Here is a 26,698-nt window from a genome sequence, read left to right on the forward strand (position 1 = left end):
CTAGCCTTCCTCCCCTCCTCTTCCCTGCTGCTTTCCTTCCCCCACCTAAGGAGCACGGCGCTGACTGATATCCATCAGCACGCTGAGGGTCGCCAGTCAGACGGCTGAGGGATACCAGTCAGGGCGCTGAGGGATAAGGAGGACGAGGGGCTTAGCTTGGGCGGCGTACGGCGAGGATTTGGACAGAGCGGGAGGGAGGCGAAGGGTAGCGGACAGCGAGGCGCAGGTCGGAGCGCGATTTGGATTATTGTAAAGAATTACTAACTTTGCGCTCAAGCACCCTCCCCGAGAGGGCCTCAAAAAGCAGACAGACAAGAATGACAAGAACTCAGCTCATTACCATTTGGCGCCGAATGTCTATGTGTATGTATCATACGCATAGCGCCTCCGCGTTGCCTCATGTGAGCTGATCGATATGCCCCCCTAGGGCGTAGTCAACCGATACATACAGAAGCTCCTTTGTGGTAACCAACCACAAAGGAGCTTCTCTTTTATCCCCCACCCATCCGCAAGCAACATTCACTTAATACCCAGCTAAGCAATGAGAAAAAGCCTACTCTATCTCTTACTCCTGGCCTCAAGCGCCGCAGGGGCACTAGCTCAGCAAAAGCAGATCACCGTCTCTGGGGTGGTGATCGCGAGCAATGATCGTGAACCCGTGATCGCGGCCAGCGTGGTAGCCACGGAGCACCCCAAGGTCGGCGTCCTGACCGACACGGAGGGGAAGTTCTCCTTCAAGGTACCCGCAGGCACCAAGAGCCTCACCGTCTCCAGCATCGGCTATATCTCGCAGCGCGTCAACCTCACGGGGCAGCCCCTGCACGTCACCCTACGTGCCGAGGAGCGCGTGGTAGATAATGTCGTGGTCGTGGCCTATGGGCGTCAGTCCAAGAACTCCTTCACCGGCTCCGCCGCCCGTGTCTCGGTCGAGGAGCTGAACCGTAAGAGCACGTCCAACCTCACCACCGCCCTGCAAGGTGCTTCGCCTGGGGTACAAGTCTTCACCACCACGGGGCAGCCTGGCGCCAACGCCACGGTACAGATCCGTGGGATTGGTTCGGTGAACTCCAATACAGCCCCGCTCTACGTCGTCGACGGCGTCCCCTACGAGCTCAACCTCGGTGGGCTCAACCTCGCGGACGTCGAGTCGATGACCGTGCTCAAGGACGCCTCCGCCACCGCCCTCTATGGGGCACGTGCGGCCAATGGGGTCGTCCTGATCACCACGCGTCAGGGGCAGGCAGGCAAGATCACCTTCGACGCCGAGCTCAAGGCTGGGATCAACAAGCGCCTCATCCCCCTCTATGACGTCATCAACAGCCCCGAGGACTTCCTCGAGGTGGCTTATCAGAGCGTCAAGAATAAGTATGAGTACTTCGGTCTCAAAAACTCGCTGGCCTCGGCCTACAGCTCGCCCCGCACGCGCTTCGCAGACGGCAAGAGTGCTGCCGACGCCCCACAGAGCGCTGCTGACCTGCTCTTCTTCGACGGGATCCTCGCCAGTGGCGCCGACGCCGCAGCCTCCATCCCCAGCCGCTACAAGCTCTGGGACCTGCCTTCGGGCCAGCTGATCGACGCCCAGACGGGCCGCTTCAACCGTGCTGCCAAGCGCCTCTACACGCCTGAGCGCTGGGAGGACGAGCTCTTCCGCACGGGGCAGTTCAACGAGGCCAACCTCCGCATCTCTGGCGGTAACGACAAGATCCGCTTCGCCTCCGCCCTCGGCTTTCAGAAGAACGTGGGCTACTACGTAGGCTCGGACTTCAAGCGTCTCAGCCTGCGCAACAACCTGACGGCGAACCTCAGCAAGGACCTCAAGGCAACCATCGGCCTATCCTATGCCAACACGACGACCAACGACCCCGGGCAGGGCACGACCGACTCCAACGGCTTCCAGTGGGTCTACGGCACGCCCAGCATCTTCCCTGTCTTCCAGCACGACCCCGTCACGGGCAAGCGTGTCCCCGACCCCAAGCTCGGTGGAGCCGATGCCTACGACTTCGGTGAGTACGATGGTGTATCCCGTCCCTTCCGTGGGGGGATCAACCCCGCAGGCTCGACGCGCCTAGACAAGCAGCAGGCCTCACGTGACTTCCTCACCTCCAATATCAGCCTCGAGTACCGCTTCCTCCAGGACTTCAAGCTCGCCATCAACTACGGCCTACAGTTCCAGGCCTACCGTCAGGCACGCCTAGCCAACCCCCTCTACGGCGATAGCAAGAACGTAGGGAGCATCACGCAGAACCGTAACATCCTGCACAACCATACGCTCAACCAGATCCTCTCCTGGGGCCGTGCCTTCGGGGACCACCACCTCGACGCCTTCATCGCCCACGAGAGCAGCGAGCAGGAGAACGACCTGATGAGCGCCCAGCGCAAGAAGGTCGTCAAGGGCAACGTCCTCGACCTCAACGACGGGCTCATCAACGAGAGCTCGGCCTCCTACCGACTGACCAATGCCATCGAGAGCTACTTCGGTCAGCTGCGCTACGACTACGATAATCGCTACTACCTGAGCGCCTCGCTGCGCCGCGACGGCTCCTCGCGCTTCGCTGACGGCCACCGCTGGGGCACCTTCGGCTCGGTGGGGGCTGCCTGGATCGCCAGCCGCGAGTCCTTCCTCTCCTCCGCTAGCTGGATCAACAACCTGAAGTTCAAGGCCAGCTATGGGGTACTAGGGAACCAAGATCTATCCCTTGGCTACAGCTCGTACACGCCCGACTACTACCTCTACACCGACCTATACGACCTGACGGATGCGCAGGGTGAGCCCTCCTTCTCCTTCTACTCTAAGGGGAACCCCAACCTCAGCTGGGAGCTCTCCCACACCTTCAATATCGGGCTCGAGTCGCGCCTGCTGGATCGATTGGAGTTCAACCTGGACTTCTTCATCAAGAAGACCAGCAACATGCTCTTCAACGCCCAGACGCCTCCCTCCCTCGGCTACAGCAAGCTCCCCGTCAATGATGGCGAGCTCAGCAACAGAGGCCTTGAGCTCGAGCTACGCTACGAAGCGATCAAGACAAAGGACGTCGAGCTGACGGTGCATGCCAATGGCGGCTACTATGCCAATAGGATCGACCGCATGTCCAAGGATCCCGCTACCGACGCCCCCAAGCACTACGAGATCCAGGGCTCCTATGCCTACAAGCAGGGTCACTCGCTGCGTGACTTCTACCTCCGCTCCTGGAGAGGAGTCAACGACAAGGGCCTCCCCCAGTGGAAGAGCTACACACAGAAGGTCGACGGCAAGGACGTCTACGTCACCGACCTCGAGAAGTACCTGCAGGACGGCGGGGATGTCTCCAAGCTGACCGAGGGCGTGACGACCGACTACAGCTCGGCCGTACGTGAGTTCGTCGGCAAGTCCGCTATCCCCAACTTCGTCGGGGGCTTCGGCTTCGACCTACGCGTCCAGCGCTTCCGCCTGAGCACGAGCTTCACCTACGGCCTCGGCGGCTACGGCCTCGACCTGGCGTACGCTGGACTGATGAAGTCTGGGGCGCGCATCGGGGAGACCAACTACCACAAGGACATCCTGAACTCCTGGACGCCTGAGAACAAGGGCAGCGACCTGCCCATCCTAGCCAGCGACCAGACGGAGCTCCGCTACGTCAGCAGCGCCTCCACGCGCTTCCTGACCAGCCGCAGCTTCCTCAACCTGACCAATGCCCGCATCAGCTACGACGTGCCCAAGGCACTGCTGGAGCGTGCTGGTATCGGCAGCGCTACCGTCTACCTCAGCGGGGACAACCTCTTCCTACTGACAGCTCGCCGAGGCTATGCCTCCATGAGCAGTACCACGGGATCCTCCAGCGCCCAGCGCTACCTCCCCGTATCCAGCATTGTCGCAGGGGTGCAGCTGCACTTCTAGGCTCGACGCTAGGTCTCACCGACTAATGAAGACAACAGACTATGACCAAGAAGACTAAGAATAGCCTCGTACTGCTAGCCTCCTGAGCTCCTGCGGCAAGGGTTTCCTCGAGAAGGAGCCCTCGCAGATCTTCTCCCCTGGACAGATCCAGAAGGCCGCGGAGTGGAATGACCAGGTGGGTGTCGGCTACCTCAATGCCGTCATCGCTACCTTCTACGAGCCCAACCAGTCGCAGGACGGCGACCATAACGACTTCGCCCAGAAGGCCCTCGACATCAACACAGACCTCCTCTCGGGGGATATGGAGATGCCGACAACCAGCCGTGGGTGGTTCAAGGACGCGGCCTCGCTGCAGATCAATACGCCCAATAGCAACACCAACTCCCAGATCTGGAACTTCAGCTACCGTACCATACGCGCGGCCAACAGCTTCTTCCAGGGTCTCGGCTCGGACAAGGAGCTCTCCAGCACAATCAGCAAGGCCAACAAGGCTGCCTGGGGTCAGGCTAAGGTACTGCGTGCCGCAGCCCTGCTCAACCTCGCCCACGTCTACGCCCAGCCCTACAGCGCTACGACCAAGAGCCAGCGCGTGCTGCCGCTCTACACCCTCGAGCGCAACCTCGATGCCGCCAGTGGCCTGGCGACGCTCGAGGAGGTCTATGCCCAGATCCTCGAGGATCTCGTGACTGGTCGCAAGGCCCTCCAGGAGGCTGGCGACCCTGCTCGTAGCAATAAGTCCAAGGTCGACGGTACGGTCGCCACGGGCTTCCTCGCCCGTGCCTACCTCGACCTAGGGCGCTACCAGGAGGCCTATGACGAGGCCAAGAAGGTCATCGACGCGGGTCAGTACCCCTTGATCCCCGCCTCCGAGATCGATGCTACGGGCTTCCGCGACGTCAATACCTCAGAGTTCATTTGGGGCGTGGACATCACCAAGGAGACGACGGGCGGCCTACAGAGCTTCTGGGGACACATCGACATATACACCTACAGCTACGCCTGGGCAGGGGATGCCAAGGTAATCAACCAGCTGCTGCAGGAGCAGATCCCCAGCTACGACGTACGTGCCAAGTGGTTCGACAAGCGCGGCTATCCTACGGGTAAGTTCTACTCCACGACCAAGCCCGCGCTCGGTGCTGACCGTCAGTGGCTCAATGACATCATCTTCATGCGCGCGGCTGAGCTCTACCTCATCGCCAGCGAAGCCGCTGCGCGCAAGGGGGACACGAGCGCTGCGAAGACCGTCCTGAAGGCGCTGCTCAAGGAGCGTACCGAGCCCGCTCAGCTGGCCGCCGCAGTCGATCATATCGACCAGCTATCGGACGCGCAGCTCCTCGACGAGATCTACTACCAGTGGCGTATCGAGCTCTGGGGTGAAGGCTTCGCACTGCAGGTACTCAAGCGCTTCCAGAAGGACCAGATCCGTACGACGCGCTCGGCACAGCTCACCGGCCAGACCATCCCCTATACGGATGCGCGCCTGACGCTGTCCATCCCCCAGTCCGAACTCTCCAACAATACCAAGGCCCGCCAGTAGGCCTTAGCGGCTCCCCAGCACCTCAGCCTTGAGCTGAGGCGCTGGGGAGGACTTCACGATAAAGGCGCGCGCCCGTAGACCACGGAGGTCTACGGGCGCGCGTCGCTCTTTACTAGGGGACAGGGCGCGCTGAAGGCCTTAGACTGCCTCGCTGAGGGCTATCCCTCAGCGTACTGACTGATAGCCCTCGCGTGCGTCACGGACGTCCCTCAGCCTCCTGACTGATATCCCTCACGGCCCCTCCCCCCACGTAGCGGCCTTAGCCCCTATCTATGATAAGGGTCGCCCCTGTAGGGCTTTACGACTTTTGTGCTGCTCTACCCAGGGTTTGGTCGCCCTTGCAGGGCTACGCACCCTGGGCTTTGAATGAGTCGCCCCGCTGGGGCTAGCGCAGCCGTTAAACCTTTCTCCCAAGCGCAGTTGGGGAGGTACTCCCGCCTTGCTTCCTTCCAGCTTGTAGACAAGGACGCAAAGCCCCTATAGGGGCGATCCCTCCAAAGCCCAGGGTGCGTAGCCCTGCAAGGGCGACCAAACCCTGGGTAAGCCATAAGACCTAAAGGAAAGAGCCCTACAGGGGCGACCCTCCTAGCGGAGGAGCGAGCCGTAGCACGATACTGGTAGCTCACGCACTTCGGGTGAGGATCGCCCCTGCAGGGCTTCATGCTATTTGTGCTGCTCTACCCAGGGTTTGGTCGCCCTTGCAGGGCTACGCACCCTGGGCTTTGAATGGGTCGCCCCGCTGGGGCTAGCACAGCAGTCGACAGCCCCAGCAAAGCCTATCAGTAGGTTGTACAGGCAGCCTCGCTCCCCGCGTAGCGGCCTTAGCCCCTATCTATGATAAGGGTCGCCCCTGTAGGGCTTTATGCTTTTTGTGCTGCTCTACCCAGGGTTTGGTCGCCCTTGCAGGGCTACGCACCCTGGGCTTTGAATGGGTCGCCCCGCTGGGGCTAGCACAGCCGTCGACAGCCCCAGCAAAGCCTATCAGTAGGTTGTACTGGCAGCCTCGCTCCCCAGCTGGCGTCGCTGTTAAGCCTTCCTCCCGAGCTCGGTGGGGAATGTACTCCCGCCGTACTTCCTCCCAGCTGGCGTCGCTGTTAAGTCTTCCTCCCAAGGGCGATGGGGGGTATACCCCCGCCTTGCCTCGTCCCAGCTTGTAGACAAGGGAGCAAAGCCCCTATAGGGGCGATCCCTCCAAAGCCCAGGGTGCGTAGCCCTACAAGGGCGACCAAACCCTGGGGAGCAGAGCGAATAAGAACCAAGAGCCCTACAGGGGCGACCCTCCAAACGAAAGGGAGCGTCGTAGCCCAGTGCTGCGACGCTCCCTTACTTGTGCTGGAGGTATCCGCCCTCGTGGGGCGCTAAATGATGAGGAAGAGGTGATAGGCCGCTAGCGGCGGGCTAGGTCGTCGTAGCTCGTCTGGAGCAGAGCACGGCCGCGGGCACGCCGCAGTTCGGCTCCAGCACCCGCCTCCTCGATGCACTGCCCCGTGGCGTTGTCCACCACCGAGTAGCCCGTGCTGTCGATGTAGGCGAAGCCGTCATTGAAGGTATAGTAGGCGAAGGGGTAGCTATAGTTCGTCCCCAGTACATTGCGGCTAAAGGCAAAGCGCTCGGAGCTAAGGCCCAGCTGCCTGAGCAGCGTGGCCGCCAGATCGGTCTGCGTCATCAGTTGGCCGAAGCTCCGCGGCCCGCGCAGCGCTCCGCCCAGCCAGAGCATGGGGATGTGGTGCGTGGCGAGGCCGTGGCGCGATCCCGCATCCTCGGCACGATGGTAGCCGTGGTCGGCGACGCAGATGATGAGGAGGTCTTGCCACTCGGGGCGCTGCCTGAGGCGATCGACGAAGCGCCCCAGCTGGGCATCGAGGTAGGCGAAGGCGTTGCGCTCCTTGCCCTCTAGCCGCTGATAGGGCACATCCCAGGGCTCGTGGCTGCTTAGGGTCAGCAGGCCGATATGCCAGGGCTTGCCCTTCGGGCGGGAGACGATCTGCTGGTAGACATAGTCGAGGGTCGCCTCGTCATGCACGCCCCAGCTATTGCGTGGCAGCGAGCTAGAGAGCCCCGTGACGTCCGTCACACGCTGGTAGCCCGAGCCGAGGAGGTAGCCCTTGGTATTGGTGAAGTTGGCATCCCCGCCGTAGACGAAGTCCGTCGTATAGCCGACGCGCTGCAGCTCGGCCGCGATCCCCGGGAGGCTACGCAGCTGGGCGGGCATCTTCATCACCGAGTGGCGGGGGAAGCTCGGGTAGCCACTGAGCAGGCAGACCGTCCCGCGGTCAGTGCGGTAGCTATTGGCATAGCAGCGCTCGAAGCGTACGCCCTCACGCGCCAGACGGTCGAGCTGCGGCGAGACAGCCGCATCGCCCCCGAAGCTCCCGACGAAGCGCGCACCGAAGCTCTCCATAATGATCAGCAGGATATTGGGGCGCTGCGTGCGCAGCAGCGTATCTCTAAGCGGGGCATCTGCCGCAGGGTAGAGCCCCGCCACGAGCCGCGCGCGCTCTTCTTCGCCGAAGGCATTGTACTCGGCATCAAGGTCCTCGACATGCGCCAGCGAGGAGGCGAAGCTAAAGACGGGATTGACGGCGGCATGGTTGAGCCACTGATCTTGGCTGAAGTAGACTTGGCCTACATTGCTCGTAGACTTGCCCAGCCCCCCGCGTATCGCTACGAAGGAGGGACCGAGTAGCAGCAGGTAGCCGAGGGCCAAGCGCCAAGGGCGCTGCCCCCGCAGCCAGCGCTCCGCACTGCAGCGCTGGAGGATCCAGTACAGCCCCAGCACTAAGGCGAGGTACAGGAACAGCGCTGCGAGGATGAAGCCCAGCGAGACGCTCGCCGCGGCCGCAGCGGGATGGTCGAGGTACTGGAAGATCGTCGCGTCGAGCTTGAAGCCCCAGTAGGGGTAGAGCCCCGCATCGACGAGGAGAAGCAGTGGAAGGAGGAGTGCGAGGAAAAGGTGATAGGGACGCAGCAGGCGCCTAGCCTCTATCTCAGGCCTCAGCAGCGAGCCCGCCACCAGCAGCAGCGGTAGCACGAGCAGGTAGCCCAGCACTGCCAGATCGAGGCTGAAGCCGTGCACGAGCACCTGCCCCACCGCGGCGAGCGATAGGGAGGAGGCGGGGGGACGGGTGTAGAGGAGGAAGGAGAGCTTCGCCAGAGCGAAGAGCCAAAGCAGCACGCTGCTGAGGCAGAGGAGATAGCGAAGGCGGGGGGAAATGCGGTGCAGCAGGCGATGAGGCATGGCAGCGGGGATAGGGGGGCGGGCGCCTCGACGGCGCGCGCGAGACTGGGGACTAGTGCTTGGAGGGCGACTTCGACTTAGGCAGCGGCGTGACGGGACTTAGCTGCCCATCGGGGCGGTAGAGACGATAGCGCATGACGAAGCCCTCGGGCACGTAGATCTGCAGGCCACTGCCCGCCCAGCGCAGTACGATGAGGCCCGTATGGCGGATGAGCTTCTCCGTGAGCGTACCGTCGGGGCAGCCCATGCGCGTGGACATCGTCGACCCATCGGAGAGGAAGGTATAGCTGAGGTGATCGGGCGTGCCGTCGCGCTCCAGCTCGAAGCGTCCGCGCAGCAGATGGATGTTGCAGTCCACCTTCATCCGCTTGCTCGGGATGAGCTCGATATAGTACTCCTCGGGGTCATCCTCGTGGCGGGGACTTGGGGCGGTGAACTCATAGGCGCGGTAGCCCTCCTTGGGAGCGCGGCGCTCCAGTTCGGCCGAGGGCTTGAGCTCCGTGGCGGCACCGACGGCCTTCCAGTATCGGAGGCCTATGGCGACGGAGTCGCGGGGCTCGAGGACGAGCTGCTGGTTGCCCAAGAGGGGCAGCAGCAGCGGCTCGCCTAGGGCGTATCGGCGGAAGGTCTCGGGGGCATTGGGGCGCAGCGCGCAGGAGATCGGCTGGCTGGCACCCTCGTAGCTGTAGTGATTGAGCCCCTGCCAGGGGTCGCTGGAGACGAGGCGCCCCTCGAGGCGATAGAGGCCAGCGGGATGCTCGTTGCGCACCAGTGGAATGAGCTCGAGGCGGTAGTCATCCTTGGGCGAGAGGTCACGCAGGCGCACCAGGTGCATCCCTTCGGGCAGCGCGGCCCTAGGCTCGTCATAGCTAAGCTTCTGCTCGGGGATGGAGTCGAGCTTATCCTCCTGCCCCTCGCGAGTCGTGCGGCAGCTGCCCGCCACGATGAGCAGGAGCGCCATCAGCGTCAGCACAAGCGGCTGTGATCTATAGTCCATAGTCTAGCGTGATCAATCGATTGGGTAGGGCAAAGATAGATAAAAGCCCGAGTACTCCCTCCTGTGATAGTGGGGAGTACTCGGGCCGGGGAGCCTCTAGGCCTTGGCTAAGCTCGGGCGAGCCTAGCCTCTAGGCCTGTGGGTGAAGGGGGATATCGAGGCGGCGGAAGACGGCCGTGATCTTCTCGATCGCGGTGTCGAGCTGCTCGTAGGTGTGCGTGGCCATCAGCGAGAAGCGGATCAGCGTATCCTCGGGAGCGACGGCAGGCGCCACTACGGGATTGACGAAGACGCCCTCATGGAAGAGCTCAGCCGTCACGCGGAAGGTCTTCTCATTGTCACGTACGAAGAGGGGGATGATCGGCGTGGACGTGTTCCCGATCTCGAAGCCCCGCTTGCGGAACTTCTCTAGGCAGTAGCGCGTCTTCTCCTGCAGCGCCTCGACACGCTCTGGCTCACGCAGCATGATCTCCAGACTCTTGCCTACGGCTGCCGTCGCAGCAGGCGTACAGCTTGCGCTGAAGATATAGGAGCGGGCGTGGTGACGGATGTAGTTGATCGTCGTCTTGCTGCCGGCGATGAAGCCACCGATAGCTGCGAAGCTCTTACTGAAGGTACCCATGATGAGGTCTACCTTGTCCGTCAGGCCGAAGTGATTGCAGACGCCACGACCGTGGTCGCCCATGACGCCGAAGCCGTGGGCCTCATCGACCATGACTGAGGCCTTGTACTGCTCCGCCAGGCGGCAGATCTCGGGCAGGTTGCACAGGTCACCCTCCATAGAGAAGACCCCGTCGACGACGATGAGCTTGATACGCTCGGGGTCGCACTGCTGCAGGCGGCGCTCCAGGGCGGCCATATCGTTGTGCTTGTAGCGAAGGCTCTTGGCGGGCGACAGACGAATGCCCTCGATGATGGAGGCATGGTTCAGTGAGTCCCAGATGATGTAGTCCTCGCGACCGAGGAGACAGGAGATGACCCCGAGGTTCACCTGGAAGCCAGTCGAGAAGATGATAGCATCTTCCTTGCCGGCGAACTCTGCCAGACGCTTCTCCAGGGCGATATGGCTGTCCAGCGTCCCATTGAGGAAGCGGCTGCCTGCACAGCCTGTCCCGTACTTCTCCACAGCCTCGCGGGCTGCGGCCTTCACCTCGGGATGGTTGGTCAGACCGAGGTAGGAGTTGGATCCGAACATAAGTACCTTCTTACCGTCAATGATGACCTCGGTATCCTGCTCGCTCTCTATCTTGCGAAAGTAGGGGTATATCCCTGCAGCCTGAGCCTTCTGTGGCTCCGTATAGCTGGATAGTTTCTGCTCTAGTAGATTCATTCTATAGCTCCGGATAGCCCGGCTGCCACGGCCTCTCGGACCAGCAGCACAGCGGACTAGCAGCGGGGCAGCCTCATGCTCTAGGTGGCTGCGCAGCGCGTGCTTTGTTAATCACTTTTGGTGCGGCACCCAGCGGACGTACCCGCTGGAGCCACTTCATAAAATACGGACAAAAGTACACAAAATTGAGGAAAATGAGTCCCTCACCCTCACTTTGCTACTGCTTGACCGTCCTGTCACTGAAGATGTAGACGCGGTCCCCAGGGCGTACCTTATCGGGCACAGCGATGGAGCAGACCTGCCCCTTCTCGGCGCGCTCTACGGGCTCCATATCCACGCGCAGCTCCTCGACGGTGAAGCGCACAAGGCCCGTCGTAGGCCCTGTGATCAGCAGCTCATCGCCGACCTGGATCGCACCACTCTCCACGGCGAACTCTCCGACGCCGATCTTGGAGAAGTACTTATTGGTCTTCGCCACGTAGACCTTCTGCTTCGTCGCCGACGAGCCATAGGACGAAGTCCATTCCCCGAGGCGCTGCCCCAGGTAGTAGCCGTTCCAGAAGCCGCGGTTGAAGACCTGCCCCAGGTGCTCATCCCACTTGGCTACGCGCTCCTCGCTGAAGGTACCCGCGCAGTAGGCATCCACCGCCTCGCGATAGGAGCGCACGACGGCGTCGACGTACTCGGGGCCACGCGCACGCCCCTCGATCTTGAGGACGCGCACGCCCGAGTCCAGCATCTTGTTGAGGAAGTGGATCGTCTTGAGGTCCTTGGGGGACATGATATACTGGTTGTCTATCTCGAGCTCGATACCCGTCTCCTTATCCTTGACCTCGTAGGAGCGGCGGCAGATCTGCGAGCAGCTCCCGCGGTTGGCACTCTTGCCCTGCTCGTGCAGGCTTAGGTAACACTTACCCGAGACGGCCATGCAGAGCGCGCCGTGGGCGAACATCTCGATACGAATCGGTGCGCCTCCAGGCCCTAAGATGGGCTCCTCGATGATGGCGCGGTGAATGGCAGCCACCTGATCCATATTGAGCTCGCGCGCTAGGACGACGACGTCGGCGAACTGGGCGTAGAAGCGCAGCGCCTCGACGTTGGTGATATTGAGCTGCGTGGAGAGATGCACCTCTACACCTATACTACGCGCGTAGAGCATCGGGGCCACGTCGGCGGCGATGATGCTGGAGACCTGAGCCTCCTTGGCTGCGTCGATGATCTGGCGCATGAGCTCCAGGTCCTCGTCATATATGATGGTATTGACCGTGAGGTAGCTTTTGACACCGTGCTCACGGCAGATGGCTGCGATCTTGTGGAGGTCTTCGGTGGTGAAGTTATTGGCGCTCTTGGAGCGCATATTGAGCCCTTCGATACCGAAGTATACCGAGTCAGCGCCCGCACCTATGGCCGCCATGAGCGACTCATAGCTGCCGACGGGCGCCATGATTTCATATTCGTTTCTGTTCATTCTGTCTGTGGGAAAGTCGAGTTGCAAAGATAAGACAATGCGCGCACTCCCCCATCCTCCGCCTCCTCCCAAGCATAGCTTCTAGGCCTACTTGTCCCATGGCACCAGCAAAGCACTACACAATAGAAGAAGGCCCATCAAGCGTAAAAGCACTGGCCGGCTGTACCTCTAGGAGTAAGCTCTCGAGCACAACAAGCTGCGTGCTAATTAGCCTCGCATCACACGGAGACTCGTGTGATCAAGACTATAAAGGCGCCTGACAAGCCAAGGCCTCCACAGCCCCTCTCCTCCGTCCTCCCCTACCTAACAGCGCTCTGAGGAATAAGCAGTTACGCAGCCACAGCCTAAGGGGGGAAGCTCCTGAAGGATATCCGTCAGCCTTCTGAGGGGCGTCCGTGGGTACCGCGACTGATATCGCCCAGCGCGCTCCGACACTACTGGGGCAGCAGCGCGAGCTAGCGGGGAGGATACTTAAGGAGTAAGCGCGCCAGGAATGTCCCCGTGCAAAGCTCCCCGCCCCCCCTCAGCCTGGCCCCCTGCCCCTCAGCCCGCTAGCCAGTAAGCCTAGGCCAAACGCGCTAGGCGTCTCTCAGCTCAGACGCAACCGCCCTACGCCCAAGCCAAGCTCCGCCCTAGCCTCTCGCAGCTCCATGTGATCACCAAGGCCTCTCGCGGGCGCGTACCACTACAATGGTCGGGGGCAAGCTGCCGCGCTCCTGCCCACAAAGGAGTAAAGGGAAAAAAAACAAGAAGTCCGACCCTCCAGCGGAAGATCGGACTTATGATGTCGCTTGTATGATCGTCGGGATACCAGGATTCGAACCTGGGACCCCCTGCTCCCAAAGCAGGTGCGCTAACCGGACTGCGCTACATCCCGAGTTGTCCAGAGGAGCGCGTGCTCATCGCTGAGCGGCGGTATGGACGGGACTCGAACCCGCGACCCCCTGCGTGACAGGCAGGTATTCTAACCAGCTGAACTACCACACCTCGTGCGTATCGCTGCCTCTTGACGGCTGCAAAGATAGCACTAATTTTCTTTTTCGCAAAGCTACTCCCTCAGCCTCACCCCTCTAGCCCCTACTTCCCAAGACCCCTACCCTCCAAGCATTCCGCAGCTCCCCTACCCGCCCTAAGGGCCTTCAGAATAGCTTCCCCCGCACGTTGCCTTCCCCGCTCAGCTAGCTGAATCCCTAGCCCTAGCACCTCCCACTCCTAGGGGGCTCCTCGCTGACCGATATCCATCAGCACACCGAGGGACGCCTGTCAGACGGCTGAGGGATAGCAGTCGCGGGGCTGAGGGATAAGGGGGACGAAGCCAAGGGCTTAGGCTGTGAAGCGGACTAAAGCAAGGAGGGAGGGAGGCACAAGGGTGGCGCAAGCGAATAGCCGGAGGGCAAAGCACTGTCCCAACACAGTGCTAGCAGTCATCTGCCAGCCTTACCCAGTCCATGCTCTCGCTAACGACTAGCTTGCGCTTTTGGCAATCTTTACGTATCTTTGCCCTCGCAAGTTACGCCTACCCGGGAAGGGAAGGGCGGAGCTTGAATCAAGGTAGAACTAGTAGCTCAGTCGGTAGAGCACATCCCTTTTAAGGATGGGGTCCTGGGTTCGAACCCCAGCTGGTTCACAAACGACAAAGGCCTCTAGGAGCGATGCTCCTAGAGGCCTTTGTCGTTTCCTATTGGATCGTGCGACAGTCCGCAGTGGAATGGTGGTGCGGCGTACTCGTAGGCTGGCTGCGTGCGGTGCGCAGGGGCGTCAGGATGCGCCTTATGGGGTGCGCGGCGCAGGAGGAAGGCAGGCCAGAGGCGGAACGTGGGTACCGCAGAGCGAGCCTTACGCAGCGAGAGGAGGGGCGGCTAGCCGACGAGCTCGCGCTCGAGGCTCTCGACAAGGCTGGAGGCACCGATGCGGAAGAGCTCGTTGGTCAGCCACTCCTTGCCCAGCACGGCCTCGACGATGCAGTAGTACTTCACGGCGTCCTCGGGCGTGCGGATACCCCCGCTGAACTTCACCCCACGCAGCTGCCCGTACTTCTCGTGGTACTCGCGCAGCACCGAGCAGAGGATGTAGGCGGCCACGAGGTCAGCCCCGGGGTATTCCTTGCCCGTGGAGGTCTTGAGGAAGTCCGCCCCAGCGAAGAGCGCCAAAATAGCGGCACGACGGATGGCCTCGGGCTCGCGCAGAGCACCCGTCTCGAGGATGACCTTGAGGCGGGCATCGCGTGCCGTCGCCTTCTGCTCCTCGATCTCGGTCGCGGCCTCGCTGTAGTCCCCCGCGAGGAAGGCTCCGAGATTCAGCACGATGTCGATCTCGTCCGCGCCCGCTGCGATGGCCAGCGCAGTCTCAGCGATCTTGACCTCGATGAAGCTCTGGCTGGCGGGGAAGCAGCCACTGACGCAGGCTACCTGCACCGACTCATCGGTCAGGAGCTCGCGTACGGTCTTGACGAAGTTGGGGTAGACGCAGATGGCGGCGACGCTGGGGATGTCCTCCGTGCCCTCGAAGTCATTAACACGGCCTACCAGCTCGGCGACGCTGGCCTCGGTATCGCGTGCCGTGAGCGTCGTCAGGTCGATCGTGGAGTGGAGGAACTTCTTGACCTCGGCGCAGTTGTTGGTCTCGTAGCGCTCGCTGAGGATCTTGGCCACACGCTGCTCGATCTCGGCGAGCGTGAGGGCAGGGGCGAAGGCGTCGAAGGCCTCCTGATACTTGCTGTGATTGGTCTCTACCATAGTAATAGTTTAATGAATGTAGGGCAGCCACCGCCATATGTGCGGAGGGCTGCCCTTGTCTTATTCGCCCTTCTGGGGGCGTAGCTTAGGATTATCGTGGTGGCGTGTGGCGTCGCGCTGCGTCTTCTTCTCCAGATTGCGGGCGAAGGCCTCGGTGAGGTCCACCCCCGTCTGGTTTGCCAGGCACAGCACGACCCAGAGGACGTCGGCTAGTTCATCGCCGAGCTGGCGTCCCTCGTCGCTGGGCTTGGAGCTCTGATCGCCGTACTGGCGCGCCATGAGGCGAGCGACCTCCCCGACCTCCTCGGTGAGGATGGCCATATTGGTCAGCGGGGAGAAGTAGCGGACGCCGTACTCCTGGATCCAGGTGTCTACGGCGCGCTGTGCTTCCTCGAGGCTCATCGCTGGTAGACGATAGCGCGGGCGACTTCGGCCGCCTTGTCCTCGCCCTCGATCGCCTTGATGAGCTCAAGGGCAAAGTCTACGGTCGAGCCAGCGCTGCGGCCCGTGATGATGTTGCCCGAGCACACTACTCCCAGCGGCTGCGCTACAGCCCCCGTGAGGTACTGCTCGAAGCCTGGGTAAGCCGTAGCCTCGCGCCCCTCGAGGTAGCCACGCTCGCCGAGGATGGAGGGCGCAGCGCAGATGGCCGCGAGCCACTTGCCCGCCTCGGCAGCGTCCTGGAGCAGCTGCTGGAGCTTGGCCGAAGCCTTGAGGTTGGTCACCCCAGGCAGTCCTCCTGGGAGGACCAGGGCGTGGACGTCGGCACTGTAGACCTCGTCGACGAGCACGTCGCCCTGAATGACGATGCCATGGGCGCCCGCCACCCGGGGGCTATCCCCAACGGCGACGATATGGGTAGGGAGTCCTGCGCGGCGCAGGAGATCGATGGTCGTCACGGCCTCGATCTCCTCGAAGCCCTCGGCCAGGAAGACATAGATGTTCTTAGCCATAGTTGGTACCGGTCTAATGAGTAGTAAGAGAGAAGAGCGCTAGTCCTGGATCTTGAAGCGGTAGGTGATGATGCCCTCCTGCTCCTCGGCTCCAGCGACGGCGTTGAAGCGCGTAGCTCGCGCTGCGGCGAGCGCTGCGTTGCGGATACTCGTGTCGGCGATGTTCGTCCCCTGCGCTACGGTAGCACGCGTCACGTGCCCCGCACCATCGACGACGATACGCACACGTACCACGCCATCGACGGCTCGGCTGGTGGCGGGGCGTGCCAGCACACCGCCGTTGCTGACCACGCTGCGGCCTGCCAGCGCATAGCTGCCAGCACTGCCGTTGGGGCTCCCTTGATTGCCTGAGCCCGAGCTAGCCGTACCCTGTGAGCCAGTCTTGCCCGACTGGGCGCCGAAGGCACCAGCCACCGAGCGCCCTACCTGCTGGCGAGCGGCCTCACGAGCAGCAGCCTCGGCGGCGGCACGGCGGGCGGCCTCTGCCTCAGCACGTGCGCGACGCTCTGCCTCCTTGCGTGCCTCGACCTCAGCAGCGTGGAGGCTAGGCTCGTGCTGCTGCGTCTTGATGGGCTCGGCGGGGGGCGTCTTAGGGCGTACCTTGGGCTGCACGGGCTGGGGGCGCGGCTCGACCACGGGCGGAGCAGAGACCTCCTTCCGCTGTGGCTCAGGGGTCTGCACACCTCCGGGCTCCTCGGCACCAGAGGCCTGGGGAACATTACCCACGTTGACCGCTACGAGGAGCTCCACAGGCTTGGGCTGTGGACGCTCCACACGGAGGATCACGAGGGCGAGCAGCCCAAGGAGGAGTCCGTGTAGCGCGAGGGTGATGGCCAGGCCTAGGGCGCGGCGCTGTATCCTAGATCTATCCTGCGGATCCATAGGGAGGCTAGCGTGTAGGAGTGCTGGGGGTCTCGGCGCGCGTAGCGAGTACCACACGCAGCGAGGAGGTCGCCGCAGCATTGATGACGCCTACGACCTCGCGGTAGGGGACGCTCTCATCGGCCTGGATGGAGACGTAGGCCTCGGGATGCTCGGCAGCGAAGATCGCCAGCTGCTCGCCGAGGGCCTCGCGGCTCAGCTCGACGGGGGCCTCGCGGTCGATACCGAGGTAGTAGTGTAGGTCGGGCGTCACCGTGATGCGAGCTGCAGGCTGCTCGGGGCTCGACTGAGGTGCCGAGGTAGGCAGCGTCACCTTGATCGTATTGGGCACGATGATCGTACTGGTGACGAGGAAGAAGATGAGCAGCAGGAAGATGACGTCCGTCATCGAGGCCATGCTGTAGGTCTCGGAGACCTTGGTCTTACGCTTGAGTCCCATTGTACTCAGCCTTAGTGGACCTCATTCAGCAGGTCCATGAATTCGACGGTCTTCGCCTCCATCTTGCCCACGACCTTGTCCAGCTCGGCTACGAGGTAGTTGTAGGCAAAGAGGGCAATGATCCCTACGACGAGCCCCCCGACGGTTGTCACGAGGGCCTCGTAGATCCCGCCCGAGAGCAGCGCGACGTCCACGCCGCCCGAGCCAGCATTAGCCATATCGAAGAAGGCACGTACCATCCCCGTCACCGTCCCGAGGAAGCCGATCATCGGCGCCCCTGCGGCTACGGTCGCCAGGATGGGCAGACCCTTCTCCAGGCGCCCGACCTCGACGTTGCCGACGTTCTCCACGATCACCAGGATGTCCGACATAGGACGGCCGATACGCAGCAGCCCCTTGTGGATCATGCGGGCATAGGGCGTATCGGTGTCCTCGCAGAGCTTGATGGCGGAGCTCGTCTTCCCCTCGACGACATAGTCCTTGATGCGCTGGACGAAGTACTTGTCCTCCTCGCCGGCCTTGCGCAGCTGGATGAACTTGCTGACAAAGATGTATACCGCTAAGAGGCTGAGGACAAGCAGTACGATCATGATCCACCCGCCCTTGGTAGCGAGGTCAAGGATGGAGAGCGACTGAGTCGATGCGGTCTCGCTCAGCGTCTGTGCCAGTGCGGCTGTTGCTGTGGTATCCACGTGATAGTTTCTTATTTAGAGTTTGAGTATCAAGCAAAGATACTGAGAATTCGCCGAATGCCTCAGCGGCAAAGCGATAGCCCCTAGGGCCTTTCCGAGCTCAAGGATAGCCCCAAGCTGATGGCCCTATAACGAGTAAACGTCCCTGAGGCGCAACTCGTCTATCATGGGGGAGAGCCTCTCGATCCAGTGGGCCTCATCCTCTGAGGGGAAGAGGAGGAAGCCTCCAGGCTGCGGATACTCAATGCCCGTCAAGAAGAACCTCCCACCGCGACTACGTAGGGCAGTGATCAGCTCCTGGGTGTAGCTCTCCTCAAGGTATGCGTGGAGCAGGATGGGGGCGGCGGGAAAGGTTGTCTTCAGCTCCTTCCCGTGCTTCTGCAAAAGAGCTTGCTTGCGCTCTAGCATGCGGTACGCTAGGAGTTCGTCCTTCAGATCCTCCATCAATGAGCGCTCGCCGCAGATACCAGGGGTAGTAATGATATGGGGAGAGAACTCCTGCGTGATGGGATAAAAGCACTGCCACCCCTCGCCTAGTACAAGCTCTGCTATCTGGCGCTCGATGTCTGGAGAGAGGCCTCCGTCCACATCATAGTCAGGCCCCTGCTCCTCCTTGCAAAGGAGCATCAGGGACTTCGTATGCTGGGCATAGGGTATCCGTCGGCCTATACGTCTGTAGATGGCGGCAGTAGCTAATCGTATCATAGTGCTTCCTTCGATGCGTCCCCCCGCTAGGGCTAGCCTTGCTCAGCCCGCCGAATCGCCTGGGTGCACGAACTGCGGAGCCTCCTCCTGGGACTAGAAGCAAAGGTAAGGAATCATCCGATGAAAGGAACGCCCATCCCCTTGCCCATCGACCGCACGACAGCTGCGCCCACGCCTAGGGATAGGCTGCAGTTCGGCACGGGTATAGGGAGAGGCTCGCTGACCGATATCAGTCAGCCCGCTGAGGGACGTCCGTCAGCAGCGTGAGGGATAGCAGTCAGACGGCTGAGGGATATCCGTCGGAGTGGTAGGGCAAAGAGGGGAGCCTGCTGAGGCACATAGCTAAGGGGCGCTGAGGCTCTTCGGGCAGCTCGCTGGCGTAGGGCCCATCCTTAGTTGGGGGGCAGCATTTAGCTTGCTGGGGCAGTAAGGGAGGGGGCAATACAGGGTCTAGGGTAAAGCTGTATTTTTGTACTCACAGTGGCACTCGGCTGGGAGCTGGAGGCCGCGCAGGAGCTAATCAAACTAGGCTTTATTAAGTAGTACAAGTAGACACCATCAGCAGGCCAAAGAGGCGCTATTCGCCATACAAGTGGGCTCTATTCGTAATACAAGCAGATACCGACAGCAGTACAAAGCGGCTGCGATAGCAGTAACACACCGTCATCAGAGAGCTCGAAAGGCACTCCATTAGTATAAGATGAAGCAATTCTTTACCCTTCTACTCCTCCTCGTGGGGCTCGGTGCGAGCCCAGCAGCAGCCCAGCAGGGCTACGTCACCGTGAGCGGCTACATCGAGGACGCCACTTCGCATGAGGCCCTCATCGGCGCCAGCGTCTACGCCCCAGCACTTGGGCAGGGGACGATGAGCAATAGCCAAGGCTTCTACAGCCTACGCCTGCCCGTAGGGACCCACGAGCTCAGCGCCCGCTACCTAGGCTACGCGCCCTACAGCCTCCGCATCCAGCTGGAGCGGGATACGACGCTTCGCCTGCAGCTGCGTCCTACGGGTCAGCTGGAGGATGTCGTGATCACGGCCGAGCGTCAGCGGCTCAACCTCGATAAGCTGGGCGTCCTCCAGGCCCCCGTGCACATCCTCAAGAAGGTACCTAGCCTGCTGGGTGAGGCCGACCTGATGAAGGCCCTACAGCTGATGCCTGGCGTACAGTCGGGCAGCGACGGCAGTGCGGGCGTCCATGTGCGTGGCGGCGGTTCGGACGAGAACCTCATCCTGCTGGACGGCGCCCCCTTATATAATGTAGACCATCTAATGGGCTTCTTCTCCGTCTTTACCCCCGAGGCGGTGAAGACGGTGGACCTGTATAAGGGCAGCTTCCCCGCGCGCTACGGCGGTCGCCTCTCCTCCGTCATCGACGTGCGTACCAAGGATGGCGACCTACAGCACTACCACGGAGCGCTGCAGCTCGGGCTCATCTCCTCGCGTCTACAGGTCGAGGGGCCCATCGTCAAGGGACGCAGCTCCTTCAACCTCTCCCTGCGGCGAAGCTATGCCGATCTACTGGCCCGTGCCTTCATGCCCAAGGACGAGCGCGGTGGCTATTATTTCTACGACCTCTACGCCAAGCTGCAGCACCGCTTCAGCGAGCGTGACCGCCTCTTCCTGAGCTTCTACAACGGCCGTGATCGCTTCTGGTCGGACGTACGAGAGCACTTCTCCTCCTCGCCCGACTATGCACGTACGGAGGACAGCAAGGGGAGCTTCCGCTGGGGGAATACGCTCGGGGCGCTGCGCTGGAACCACGTCTTCTCCCCCCGCCTCTATAGCGACCTCTCGGTAGCCTATACGGGCTACCGCTTCCACATCGATATGCAGAGTGAGGAGCAGCGGCAGCGGGAGCTCTACCAGAGCCGCTCGGCCTACCGCTCGGGCATCGAGGACCTCTCGGCCGCCTGGCATCTCAATTACTTCCACTCCAATAGGCAGCAGCTGCGCTTCGGCCTCGACTACATCCACCACCGCTTCCGCCCCGAGGCGATGTCCGCCTATTCTCGCAGTGAGCGTGGGGGGCAGGTAGAGGTCGAGGACCTGCCCGAGCTGCTGGGCAAGGCACGCGTGCTGCCCGCCCAGGACCTCTCGGCCTACCTAGAGAGCCGCAGTCAGCTGGGGCAGCTGCAGGTAGACGCTGGGCTGCGCACCAGCCTCTACGTGACTGAGGGCAAGCAGTACCTCTCGCTGCAGCCACGCCTGGCCCTCGGCTGGCGTCTGCACCCCGACTGGCTCCTGCAGGCTGGCTACACCCGTATGGCACAGCACGTGCACCTGCTCACCTCCTCCACCCTTACCCTCCCCTCCGACCTCTGGGTCCCCGTGACCAAGCGCATACGCCCGATGTATGCCGACCAGCTGAGCCTCGGGCTGAGCTTCTCGGGGCTCCCTGGCTGGTCGCTCTCGCTGGAGGGCTACTACAAGCAGATGCACCACGTGCTGGAGTATAAGGACGGGGCGAGCTTCATCGGCAGCTCCGCAGGCTGGGAGGAGAAGGTCACTCAGGGCGAAGGGCGTGCCTACGGCCTCGAGTTGATGCTGATGCGCCAGCTGGGTCGCACGACGGGCTGGCTCAGCTACAGCTGGGCGCATAGCCAGCGCCGCTACGAGGACGGGCAGATCAACGGCGGCGCTTGGTACCCCTACAAGTACGACCGTCGCCATCACCTCAACCTCGTCGTGACGCAGCACTTCAGTCGGCGCTTCGAGCTCTCGGCAGCCTGGGAGCTCTTCAGCGGCGGCGTCATCACCCTACCGCTGGAGCGCATGTCTCTAGCTCGTCCCGAGGGCTCGGACATCACCGCGGAGGCGCCCTTCGTAGAGCGACGCAATAACTACCGCCTGCCCGTGACACACCGCCTCAGCCTGAGTGCCAACCTGCGCCGCGTCACCCGACGCGGTCACGAGTCGATCTGGAACTTCAGCCTCTACAACGCCTACAACCAGCAGAACCCCAGCTTCGTCATCCCCTCGCGCGACTACAGCGTCGCGGGCAACGGGAGTGGGGATGTGTACCGCCTCAAGCTCTACCAGTACAGCATCCTACCCATCCTACCCTCCGTGTCCTATACCTATAAGTTCTAGCCCCTACGCTCTATGTCACCCTACCGTATATTCCTCAGCACGCTGGTGCTACTCAGCCTCGGGACCAGCTGCCGCAAGGAGCTCCCCATCACCAAGAGCGCCGAGCGCCGCCTGACGCTCAACTACGTCACCTCCACCAGCGTCGGCCAGCTCTACGGCTCGCTCCTCTCCTCCACCGGATACCCTGCGCTGCAGCTGACGCGCACAGGTCAGGGCGCTGCCCACTACGTACTGGAGGCAGGCATCCGCGTCGAGGTCAACGGCCAGGAGCGCTACGCGCAGACGGCACGACTCGCCGCGGGGCTGCTGCGCCCCGACCTCAGCTTCGCTCCAGGCGATCGTGTGCGCATCACAGCCACCGACCGCAGCGACGGCGCCGAGGTGAGCTCCGAGCTCGAGATCCCTGCCCAGCCGCAGCCCTTCACCGCCAGCGTCCGCCGAGCCTCCAGCTCGGGACAGTCCGCCACGCGAGGCGCCCTGCACTGGAGGGTCGAGATGCGGGACCCCGTGGCCGAGACCAACTACTACCGCATCGCCCTGAAGGTGGTGCATCCCTGGCGTACCTCTGCGGGTGTGCTGCGCTACCATATAGACTACCTTCCCCTCGATGTGGACAATAGCCTCATCCTCAATGACGGCGAGGTGATCCCTAAGGGGCGCAAGGACGACGACCTCGGGGGGCTGGTCGGACGTCCCGCGCGCAATAAGACGCAGGTCTTCTCCGACCGCCTGATGCAGGGCGGGCAAGCCGTGCTGGAGTTCGACAGCGACTATCCGCTGGCTCGCTGGGGCGGGAGCTATGGGAGCCCCGACCCGAAGCTAGCGCCTCGTGTCGAGCTCGTGCTGCAAGCCATCAGCCGCGAGGCCTACCTCTATATGAAGCAGCTCAACACGCTGGAGGCCGGCGATTACTCGGAGGATAACTTCCTGGCCACGCCCCTGCAGTTCCCCTCCAATACCTCCACTGGCGTCGGCCTCGTCTCGATCGCAGCGGATCGCGTGCTCGTCGTGAGCCAGCTTCCCTAGCGCTTTAGGCTTTAGTCTCCAGCAAGTTGGCCTGGATGTCCGACTTAGCTTGCAAGGGGATATTTGCAAATTCGGAAAAAAGCCTTACCTTTGCAGCGATGAATCTTTAGCTCAGTTGGTTTAGAGCATCACCTTGACAGGGTGGGGGTCGGCGGTTCGAGTCCGCCAAGGTTCACCAACACTGCCTCATGGTGTAATGGTAGCACAACAGATTCTGGTCCTGTTTGTTAAGGTTCGAGTCCTTATGAGGCAACACGAGGCACAGCGCGCATGAGTTCCGACTCATGCGCGCTGTCGTTTTATGCAGCTACCCCTACGAGCAGCGTCCCGAGCCTAGGAGCGACACAGCCCTACCCTGCCTCCCGCCGTGCTACCCTCAGCCTAGGGACTCGCTGAGGGACCTTCCTCAGGAGCTTGACGGGTATCTATCAGAGTGCTGAGGGATCTTCCTCGGGAGCTTGATGGGTATCTATCAGAGCGCTGAGGGATATTCCTTAGGGTGCTGAGGGATATCAGTGAAGGGCGGCGAGGGATATCAGTGGGGCGGCTGAGGGACGGCAATGCGTCCCCTGAGGGATATCAGTCAGCCGCGCCCCCGCGAGGCCGTCTGCAAGCGGGGCGGAGGCTCGGAGCTCCCCAAGGCTAGGGGGACAGTGGCGGGCGACTATCCCTACATCTAGGTAAATTCAGGGCTGAGCGTACGGCGGGCGAGGCTTTGGCGTACTTTTGCAGCGCAGACAGAGGCGGGTGTGTAGCGGCTCTAGGCCGCAGCCCGCCCCTAGGTATATAACTCTAGATAGCACCTAAGTGAAGCTCCCAGTACTCCTAGCGCTTCTGGCCGCGAGCAGCCTCGCCACCGCCCAGACGCCCCAGGCAGCAGGCGGCACCGAGCCGCAGGCTGCACATAGCCCGCGCCCCGGGCACTACGACCTACGCGGTCAGATCACCGATATCTACGGCAGTCCCATCCCCGAGACCATCATCAGCATCAAGGGCCTCCCCCTGAAGGTACAGGGCGGACGGTCGGGCTTCTTCCTCCTACCCGACGTCCCCCGAGGGCAGTACGTCCTCGTGGTGCATGCCCTAGGGTACCACCCCCAGGAGCGCATCATCAGCCTCGGGCAGGATGACCGCCCCGAGCAGCACCAGCATATAGACTTTGCCCTCAAGGAGCGCGAGGACCTCCTTCCCACCGTGGATGTCCTAGGGCGCCGCGCCGAGAGCTATAAGAATAACCTCTCCTTCGTCGGGACGAAGACCGCCACCGCCCTCAAGGACGTACCTCAGTCCATAGGCTACGTGACCAAGGAGCTCGTCCTCGACCAAGGTGCCACGACCGTCAATGATGTCGTCCGCAACATCAGTGGCGTCCATCAGTACTCCTTCTACAACGACTTCTCCATCCGTGGCTTCCGCGCTACGGGCAACCGTAATTCGGGCAACCTCATCAATGGCATGCGCACCCAGACGAGCCTCTGGCGCCAGTCCTCACTGGCCAATATCGAGCGCGTCGAGGTCATCAAGGGCCCCTCTTCGGCCCTCTTCGGGAACGCAGCCCCAGGCGGCGTCATCAACCGCGTGACCAAGAAGCCGCTGGAGGTACAGCGTCGCTCGCTGAGCCTCACCACGGGCAGCTGGCACACGCTGCGCGCCTATAGCGACTTCACGGGGCCGCTCAACAATAAGAAGAGCCTCCTCTATCGCCTCAACCTCGGCTATGAGGACACCGACGGCTTCCGCGACCTGCAGGGCCTGACGAGCTATATCGTCGCCCCCTCACTGACCTATCGCCTCTCCGAGCGCACGCAGCTCGGGATGGACCTCGTCTATAGCGCTAGCTCGGGCAAGCTGGACCGAGGCCTGGCGATCTTCGGTGACGGAGCGCTCGACTCGCGCCCCATCAGCGCGACGCAGTCCGCGGCGAACGACTACCTCCGCGAGCGGATGACCAACCTCACCTTCTCTCTGAGCCACCAGCTCGCCCCAGGGCTACTCTTCAATAGTACCTACCTCTACTCCACCTACGACGAGGACCTGCTGGAGCACTCGCAGGACAACGCCTTCGTCAAGAAGGCCGATGGCAGCGACGACCCCAGCCGCGTGCTGATGCGCGTGACGCAGCGCCTGCGCTCCTTCCGCAACAATAGCTTCAACAACTACCTCACCTGGGACACCCACACAGGGGCGCTGAGGCACAAGCTCCTCCTGGGCTACGACTACTTCAGCACCGATATGCTCCCCAACTCGTCCTACATCGAAGCGGGCGGCTACCTGCTCAAGAATGGCGGCACGACTAAGAGCTACAATGCCAAGAAGGCCGCAGACTACCTCCTCGACAAGGACGGCAACCCGCGGACGAACGTCCCGGCCTTCGACCTCAACAGCAATTCGGGCAACCAGTACCAGGACATCTCCAAGTACCTCTACGAGTCCAAGACCGTCAAGCCCACCACGCAGTATTCCCATGGCCTCTACCTACAGGAGCAGCTCAGCTGGCAGCGTCTCCAGCTGCTCCTAGGACTGCGCTACGAGTGGTTCACCGATGTCGTCAAGGACGCCAAGGGCACCCAGCAGCGCACTGAGCAGCGTGCCTTCACGCCGCGCATAGGGCTCGTCTACAGCCTCCTCCCGAGCACCAACGTCTACGGGACCTGGCTGCGCGGCTTCGAGCCACAGAGTGTCGCCGTGCAGAGCAACCCTGCTGCGGGAGGTCCCTTCGACCCCGTAGAGAGCGAGCTGTGGGAGCTGGGCGCCAAGGGCGAATACCTCGGCGGGCGCCTCAGCGTGACAGCCGCGGCCTACCACCTCACGCAGCGCAATACGCTCTACAATGCTGGCCTCTCAGGTCAGCCCGACCTGATGGTGCCCATCGGAGAGGAGCGCAGCCGCGGTCTGGAGCTGGATGTAGCGGGGCAGCTCACGCCCTACTGGAGCATCACCGCCAGCTATGGCCTCAACGAGGCCGAGATCACCAAAGCCGCCGCAGGGACGAAGGACCTCGGGCTACAGCGCCCGAGCACGCCGCGCCACTCGGGTAGCCTTTGGTCGAAGTTCATCGTCCCACGGGGACTCCTACGTGGCTTCGGCTTCGGCCTCGGGGTGCATGGGGTCTCTGAGCGACTGGGGCAAGTCGGCCGCCGTGCCTATGCCATCAGCTACCCAGGCTACGCCCTCGTGAACGCCGCCCTCTACTACAAGGTACGTGACCTGCAGCTGCAGCTCAATCTGGACAACCTCCTCGACAAGCGCTACTTCATCTCGGGCTACGACAAGCTGCGCTCCTTCCCAGGGGCGCCACGCTCGCTGAAGCTCAGCGCGACCTACCGCTTCTAGCACGACCGCTCGCCTCTGACGAGGTCAGCAGAACGGCAAGGGTCAGCCTAAGCTCCTCTAAGGGACTGGGCTGACCCTTGTCCTATTCTTGTCCTTAGGCTAAGGGCTGGAGGGGCACGAAGCCTACCCCGAGCAGTCCGCTCCAGCCTCCCGCCGTACTGCCCTCAGCCTCGGAGCTCGCTGAGGGGTATCAGTGAGGGTGCTGACAGATATCCATCGGGACGCTGAGGGACGGCAGTCAGCCGCGTGAGGGATATCCCTCAGCCCCGCCCCCCCCTTAGGCTGCAGCGCCTCGCGCGCGGAGCAATTATGTATCTTTACCTTGGCTTAGGCGGCATGAGCGGGCTATAGCTCCTAGGGGTCGGAGCTTCGAGGAGCTCCTGCGCTGCGAGCTTAGG

16 protein-coding genes and 5 tRNA genes are annotated in these 26,698 nt (G+C 62.2%); 8 read left to right on the plus strand and 13 right to left on the minus strand.

Features of this window, described 5'->3' with window-relative positions:
• The first annotated feature begins 541 nt into the window (after nt 1–541).
• Entirely contained in the window at nt 542–3,874 is a 3,333-nt protein-coding gene (locus Q0248_RS05080; protein ID WP_299320444.1) for a SusC/RagA family TonB-linked outer membrane protein, read from the plus strand.
• Nucleotides 3,875–4,049: 175 nt separating this feature from the next.
• Nucleotides 4,050–5,411, plus strand: a complete 1,362-nt coding sequence (locus Q0248_RS05085; protein WP_299320446.1) for a RagB/SusD family nutrient uptake outer membrane protein — start codon at nt 4,050–4,052, stop codon at nt 5,409–5,411.
• A gap of 1,387 nt (nt 5,412–6,798) precedes the next feature.
• On the opposite strand, the gene Q0248_RS05090 is transcribed toward Q0248_RS05085, so the two are convergent.
• The 6 genes from Q0248_RS05090 to Q0248_RS05115 form a co-directional block, all read right to left on the minus strand.
• Nucleotides 6,799–8,649, minus strand: a complete 1,851-nt coding sequence (locus Q0248_RS05090; RefSeq protein ID WP_299320449.1) for an LTA synthase family protein — start codon at nt 8,647–8,649, stop codon at nt 6,799–6,801.
• Nucleotides 8,650–8,701: 52 nt separating this feature from the next.
• Entirely contained in the window at nt 8,702–9,646 is a 945-nt protein-coding gene (locus Q0248_RS05095; protein WP_299320451.1) for an ecotin family protein, read from the minus strand.
• 130 nt (nt 9,647–9,776) lie between these two features.
• Complete coding sequence (locus Q0248_RS05100) at nt 9,777–10,976, minus strand: aminotransferase class I/II-fold pyridoxal phosphate-dependent enzyme (protein WP_299320453.1); 1,200 nt, start codon at nt 10,974–10,976, stop codon at nt 9,777–9,779.
• Nucleotides 10,977–11,193: 217 nt separating this feature from the next.
• On the minus strand, nt 11,194–12,444 hold the full coding sequence (locus Q0248_RS05105) for a U32 family peptidase (protein WP_299320455.1): 1,251 nt from the start codon (nt 12,442–12,444) through the stop codon (nt 11,194–11,196).
• A gap of 802 nt (nt 12,445–13,246) precedes the next feature.
• Nucleotides 13,247–13,321: transfer RNA gene (locus Q0248_RS05110), tRNA-Pro, on the minus strand.
• Nucleotides 13,322–13,357: 36 nt separating this feature from the next.
• Nucleotides 13,358–13,431, minus strand: a tRNA-Asp gene (locus Q0248_RS05115).
• Nucleotides 13,432–13,998: 567 nt separating this feature from the next.
• On the opposite strand from Q0248_RS05115, the gene Q0248_RS05120 reads away from it, so the two are divergent.
• Nucleotides 13,999–14,071: transfer RNA gene (locus Q0248_RS05120), tRNA-Lys, on the plus strand.
• A gap of 232 nt (nt 14,072–14,303) precedes the next feature.
• Here Q0248_RS05120 and deoC read toward each other — a convergent pair.
• The 7 genes from deoC to Q0248_RS05155 all read right to left on the minus strand — a co-directional run bounded on the left by deoC (nt 14,304) and on the right by Q0248_RS05155 (nt 18,850).
• Entirely contained in the window at nt 14,304–15,179 is an 876-nt protein-coding gene (deoC, locus tag Q0248_RS05125; RefSeq protein WP_299320458.1) for a deoxyribose-phosphate aldolase, read from the minus strand.
• Between the two features lie 60 nt (nt 15,180–15,239).
• A complete protein-coding gene (locus Q0248_RS05130; RefSeq protein ID WP_299320461.1) occupies nt 15,240–15,581 on the minus strand; it encodes a nucleotide pyrophosphohydrolase in 342 nt (113 codons plus the stop codon).
• The gene (locus Q0248_RS05135; RefSeq protein ID WP_299320463.1) at nt 15,578–16,132 is read right to left on the minus strand and encodes a DJ-1 family glyoxalase III; all 555 of its coding nucleotides are present in this window, start codon (nt 16,130–16,132) and stop codon (nt 15,578–15,580) included. Before Q0248_RS05135 ends, Q0248_RS05130 begins: the two co-directional genes overlap by 4 nt.
• Nucleotides 16,133–16,171: 39 nt before the next feature.
• Nucleotides 16,172–17,014, minus strand: coding sequence for a TonB family protein (locus Q0248_RS05140; RefSeq protein ID WP_299320466.1), 843 nt, complete (start codon nt 17,012–17,014; stop codon nt 16,172–16,174).
• A 7-nt stretch (nt 17,015–17,021) separates the two neighbouring features.
• Entirely contained in the window at nt 17,022–17,453 is a 432-nt protein-coding gene (locus Q0248_RS05145) for a biopolymer transporter ExbD (protein WP_211788679.1), read from the minus strand.
• An 11-nt stretch (nt 17,454–17,464) separates the two neighbouring features.
• Entirely contained in the window at nt 17,465–18,145 is a 681-nt protein-coding gene (locus Q0248_RS05150) for a MotA/TolQ/ExbB proton channel family protein (RefSeq protein ID WP_249107421.1), read from the minus strand.
• A gap of 126 nt (nt 18,146–18,271) precedes the next feature.
• Nucleotides 18,272–18,850 carry a hypothetical protein gene (locus Q0248_RS05155; RefSeq protein WP_299320470.1) on the minus strand — a complete coding sequence of 193 codons (579 nt, stop codon included), beginning with the start codon at nt 18,848–18,850 and terminating at the stop codon, nt 18,272–18,274.
• 700 nt (nt 18,851–19,550) lie between these two features.
• On the opposite strand from Q0248_RS05155, the gene Q0248_RS05160 reads away from it, so the two are divergent.
• The 5 genes from Q0248_RS05160 to Q0248_RS05180 all read left to right on the plus strand — a co-directional run bounded on the left by Q0248_RS05160 (nt 19,551) and on the right by Q0248_RS05180 (nt 26,300).
• Entirely contained in the window at nt 19,551–21,941 is a 2,391-nt protein-coding gene (locus tag Q0248_RS05160) for a TonB-dependent receptor (RefSeq protein WP_299320473.1), read from the plus strand.
• A 12-nt stretch (nt 21,942–21,953) separates the two neighbouring features.
• Entirely contained in the window at nt 21,954–22,967 is a 1,014-nt protein-coding gene (locus Q0248_RS05165) for a DUF4249 family protein (protein WP_299320475.1), read from the plus strand.
• Between the two features lie 100 nt (nt 22,968–23,067).
• Nucleotides 23,068–23,145 (plus strand) — tRNA-Val (locus Q0248_RS05170).
• 4 nt (nt 23,146–23,149) lie between these two features.
• A tRNA-Gln gene (locus tag Q0248_RS05175) sits at nt 23,150–23,220 on the plus strand.
• Nucleotides 23,221–23,774: 554 nt separating this feature from the next.
• Entirely contained in the window at nt 23,775–26,300 is a 2,526-nt protein-coding gene (locus Q0248_RS05180; protein ID WP_299320478.1) for a TonB-dependent siderophore receptor, read from the plus strand.
• Nucleotides 26,301–26,698 lie beyond the last annotated feature (398 nt).

The sequence above is a fragment of the uncultured Porphyromonas sp. genome, assembly GCF_938046015.1.
Taxonomy (GTDB): Bacteria; Bacteroidota; Bacteroidia; order Bacteroidales; family Porphyromonadaceae; genus Porphyromonas.